At 33.6% G+C, this 4,088-nt stretch carries 4 protein-coding genes and 1 pseudogene; 4 read left to right on the plus strand and 1 reads right to left on the minus strand.

Annotation, left to right across the window (positions count from 1 at the left end; genetic code table 11):
- Window positions 1–2: 2 nt before the first annotated feature.
- The 4 genes and pseudogenes from ACKI67_RS03080 to ACKI67_RS03095 form a co-directional block, all read left to right on the plus strand.
- A pseudogene (locus ACKI67_RS03080) lies at window positions 3–554 on the plus strand (N-acetylneuraminate synthase family protein); the annotation flags it as partial.
- Window positions 555–578: 24 nt separating this feature from the next.
- Window positions 579–791, plus strand: coding sequence for an SAF domain-containing protein (locus tag ACKI67_RS03085; protein ID WP_407461932.1), 213 nt, complete (start codon window positions 579–581; stop codon window positions 789–791).
- 46 nt (window positions 792–837) lie between these two features.
- Entirely contained in the window at window positions 838–2,322 is a 1,485-nt protein-coding gene (locus tag ACKI67_RS03090) for a sialyltransferase (protein ID WP_407461929.1), read from the plus strand.
- 9 nt (window positions 2,323–2,331) lie between these two features.
- Entirely contained in the window at window positions 2,332–3,774 is a 1,443-nt protein-coding gene (locus ACKI67_RS03095) for a polysaccharide biosynthesis C-terminal domain-containing protein (RefSeq protein WP_407461930.1), read from the plus strand.
- 96 nt (window positions 3,775–3,870) lie between these two features.
- Here the strand turns inward: ACKI67_RS03095 and ACKI67_RS03100 are convergent.
- Window positions 3,871–4,088 (minus strand): acyltransferase (locus ACKI67_RS03100; protein ID WP_407461931.1); only part of this gene is annotated, 218 nt, incomplete at its 5' end.

The raw sequence follows: 4,088 nt of genomic DNA on the forward strand, positions 1-4,088 counted from the left end.
AAATAGCTGACTACTGCAATGAGATTGGAATCATGTTCCTATCCACACCATTTGATTTTGATTCAATAGACTATTAGCATGAATTTATGGATGTCTATAAGATCTCCTCATCAGACCTTACAAACATTCCATTCATTGAAAAAATAGCTGAAAAAGGAAAAGACATCATCATCTCAACTGGAGCTTCCAATCTTGATGAGATAAAACTTGCTATTGACACAATAGAAAATACCAATGAAAAATACACAAATGGAGAAGCGGGAATTGGAATCATGCACTGTGTCCTTTCCTACCCAACTGACAACAGTGACGCTAATCTGCTTATGATAAAAAACCTTAAGGATTTATATCCTGATTATGAAATAGGTTACTCAGATCACACAAAACCTGATGAGAATATGCTTATTTTAACAACTGCTTATCTTTATGGTGCAACCATACTTGAAAAGCATTATACATTAGACAAGACAATGCAGGGAAACGACCATTATCATGGAATGGACCCTGATGATGTAAGAAAGTTCTGTAAAAACATAGAACTTATCAAAACAATAAATGGACAATATGATAAGGTTCCATTGCCTTGTGAAGGAGAATCAAGAAAACAGGCAAGACGCTCCATTGTTGCAAATGTATGCATTAAGGAAGGAACTGAAATCACTGCAGACATGCTTACATACAAAAGACCTGGAACAGGCATTTCTCCAAGTGAAATGGATAATGTAATCGGCAAAAAGGCAAAGATAGATATTGCAGAAGACGAATTGCTCAAATATGAATATTTAGAATAATATCAGAAAATTCATTATTATCATAAATAACTAAAAAGGAATTTTTATGACTTTTACAGTAAAGGAAATTTGTCAAGAGATTTGGAATCTTGAAGAGAAATATGAATTAAATCATAAGATGATTCAGGATTGCTATCCTTGGCAATTGATTAGAATGTATCTATACTATGAAATAACAAGAAAGACAAATGTTTTTGAATCTGCTCAGCAGTCCAGTCTTTCCTTATTTGATAAGATAAAATCATTCATACCTTTCGCTAAAAACAGCGTATTGTCAAATCCTTTAAGCGGAAATGGAAATCTTGATGTATTGATATTTGACCACCCTAGAAAAGTCATATTCCAAGATGAATACCAAGACATTTACAGCTATTTTTTAAAGGATGTCCTTAATGAAATGGGAAAGAGTTTTGAAACAATCGAATCCCCATATCTAAATGATCATTTTAGAAACAGCAAGAACATTAAGGAAAACCATGTCAAATTCAATGACAGAATTCTTTTAGGTTCATTTATTCATAAAACTAGGAATAGGGGAAAAATTCCTTTTACTGAAGAAGAAAGAGAATTGATTAGTGCAGTGAAGAATGAGCTTGAAAGCATCTTCAAAATAGAAATAGACTTATTCAGCATTATCGAAGATCATATACTTAATTTTCAATATGAATATGAAAAGTATATTGAACTTCTTCAAAAGAGAAATCCTAAACTTGTATTTCTTGTAGTGGCTTATGAAAACAAGGCATTGGTCGCTGCCTGCAAGAAAATGAATATAGAAATCATTGAATTGCAGCATGGAACCATAAGCCCATACCATTTAGGATACTCATACCCTGAAAATACAATGAGATTCAATGGTGAGATTAAGGAAATCGAATACTTCCCAGATAAGATACTTAGTTTTGGAGATTATTGGAAAAATGCAAGCCACTATCCAATAGACTCAGATAATGTAATTTCAATGGGTTTTCCATACTTTGAAGAAAACTCAAGAACCTATATGAAAATAGCTGAAGATAGAATAAGTCAAGAGTCTGAAAATAAGCAGATCTTATTCATTTCACAAGGGGTAATTGGAAAATATCTATCTGAACTGGCATATGAACTGGCTTCAAAAGTCAATACGAATTATCAAATCATTTATAAATTGCATCCTGGCGAATATGGAACTTGGAGAGAAAACTACGAATACCTCAACAAGGCTATAGAAGAATTTGATAACTTTAAGGTAATCGATGAAAGCCAACCTCCATTATATGAATTGTTTGCCAAAAGCCATTACCAAGTTGGTGCATTCTCTACAGCAATCTACGAGGGTCTTGCTTTCAATTGCAAAACATTCATCATTGATGTTCCAGGAGTGGAATATCTGGATGATCTGATTGAAAAGGATATTGTAAAAAAAGTTAAAGATAGTGAAGAACTAATAAATTATATTATCAAAGATGAAACCAATGAAATACAGTTTAAAGAATACGATAAGGATTACTTCTTTAAAAACTTTGACAAAACTATTTTTGAAAAGATTTGATGTGATTAGATGAGCGAATATGTGCGATTTATACAAAGGATAGGACTAGTGGGATTGACAAACATACTAATCTCTCTCAGTAGCCTAATCTTTATCCCAATCATTACAAAATCATTCACCACAGCAGAATATGGTATGTGGGCACAGGTCAACACAACCATCGCACTTGTTCCAAACATTGCAAATCTTGGTCTTCCATACACAATGGTGAGATTCCTTTCTGCTGAAAAGGATAAGGAAAAGATAAAGGACTCATTTTACCCAATGATCACTTTAACATTCATTTCAACATTGATCATTTGCCTATTGTTCCTGATTTTTGGAAATGTGATTGCAAATGCATTATTCAATGGAAGCATGCAAGTCCTGTACATTACAACTGCAATTTCATTCTTTGCATGCATGAACCTTATGCTAATATCCTACTTCAGAACATTCCAACAAATGAAAAGATACTCATTGTTCCTTGTATTGCAGAGTTATATCGGCGTATTCGTAAGCATATACCTTACATATGCAGGTTATAACATTGAAACAGTTGTGCTTGGTCTTTTAACAGGTTATGTGGCAGTATTTATCATGATGGCATTTTTAATTGTCAGATACCTTGGAATTGGAGTTGGAAAATGGTCCAACTTAAAGGAACAGCTTGCATTTGCATTGCCTACAATTCCAAGCAATGTGTCAAGTTGGGTAGTGGATTCAAGTGACAAATATGTTATAGGAATCCTCATAGGATCCGTTGCAGTCGGATGCTATTCACCAGGATACGCATTAGGAAGCATATTGCTTATGTTCCTTTCCCCATTCGCAGTTCTCCTACCAGCTGTTCTGCCGGAACATTATGAAAAGGGAAACATTGGTGAAGTGGATAAATACCTAAGCTATTCCATGAAGTATTATCTTCTCCTTACAGTACCTGCTGCTGTAGGAATGAGCGTACTTTCCAAACCGTTGCTTTATATTATCACAACACCTGAGATTGCACTTGGAGGTTATATGGTAACTCCATTTGTCTGCCTTGGAGCAATATTCATGGGAATGTATGGAATTACAAACAATATACTTATTTTAGAGAAGAATACAATGATCTTAGGTAAATTATGGATTATAGTAGCTATTTCAAATATAGTTTTGAACATATTGCTTGTTCCTTATCTAAACATTCTTGGAGCAGCTATTGCTACACTTCTTTGCTACATATTGGCCTTTGCTGTAACAGCCATTGCAAGCAAGAAAACCATGAGATTGCCATTCGATATAAAAGAACTTTTAAAAATAGTTATAGCTTCAGCCATTATGGGAATCATTGTCTATATAATGAATCCAAATGGAATTATTAATGTCTTGATATCCATCATTGTTGGAGTAATTGTATACTTTGCAATCATCTTCATTTTAAAAGCAGTGACAATGAAAGAAATAGCAATCTTTAAGGATTTGATTCATTAAATTGAAGCTAGAATTAATTAAATTAAATGAAATTTTTTTGTGAAAAATCGCTATTGTGTAAATGTGAAAAGTGTAAACGTAAAAATAGTCATTTAATTAATGAAACTTTCCTTCTTTTTTTAACTCTTCATAATGATCTGCATCTCTTAAAGAAAAGACATTTGCAGGGTGTCCCCCAGCAATTGCACATTTAGGAATATCCTTCACTACAACACTGCCTGCCTGAATGATGGCACCTTCACCAATTCTAACACCTGGAAGTACAATAACACGATTTCCCAACCATACATTGTCTTCAATAACCACATCTTTGG

It is taken from the genome of Methanobrevibacter sp. (genome assembly GCF_045577275.1).
In the GTDB taxonomy this organism is placed as follows: domain Archaea; phylum Methanobacteriota; class Methanobacteria; order Methanobacteriales; family Methanobacteriaceae; genus Methanobrevibacter.

Excerpts from the sequence above, each read along its gene's own strand:
- ACKI67_RS03090 (WP_407461929.1), top strand. The coding sequence starts at position 838 with ATGACTTTTACAGTAAAGGAAATTTGTCAAGAGATTTGGAATCTTGAA.
- ACKI67_RS03095 (WP_407461930.1), top strand. The coding sequence starts at position 2,332 with ATGAGCGAATATGTGCGATTTATACAAAGGATAGGACTAGTGGGATTG.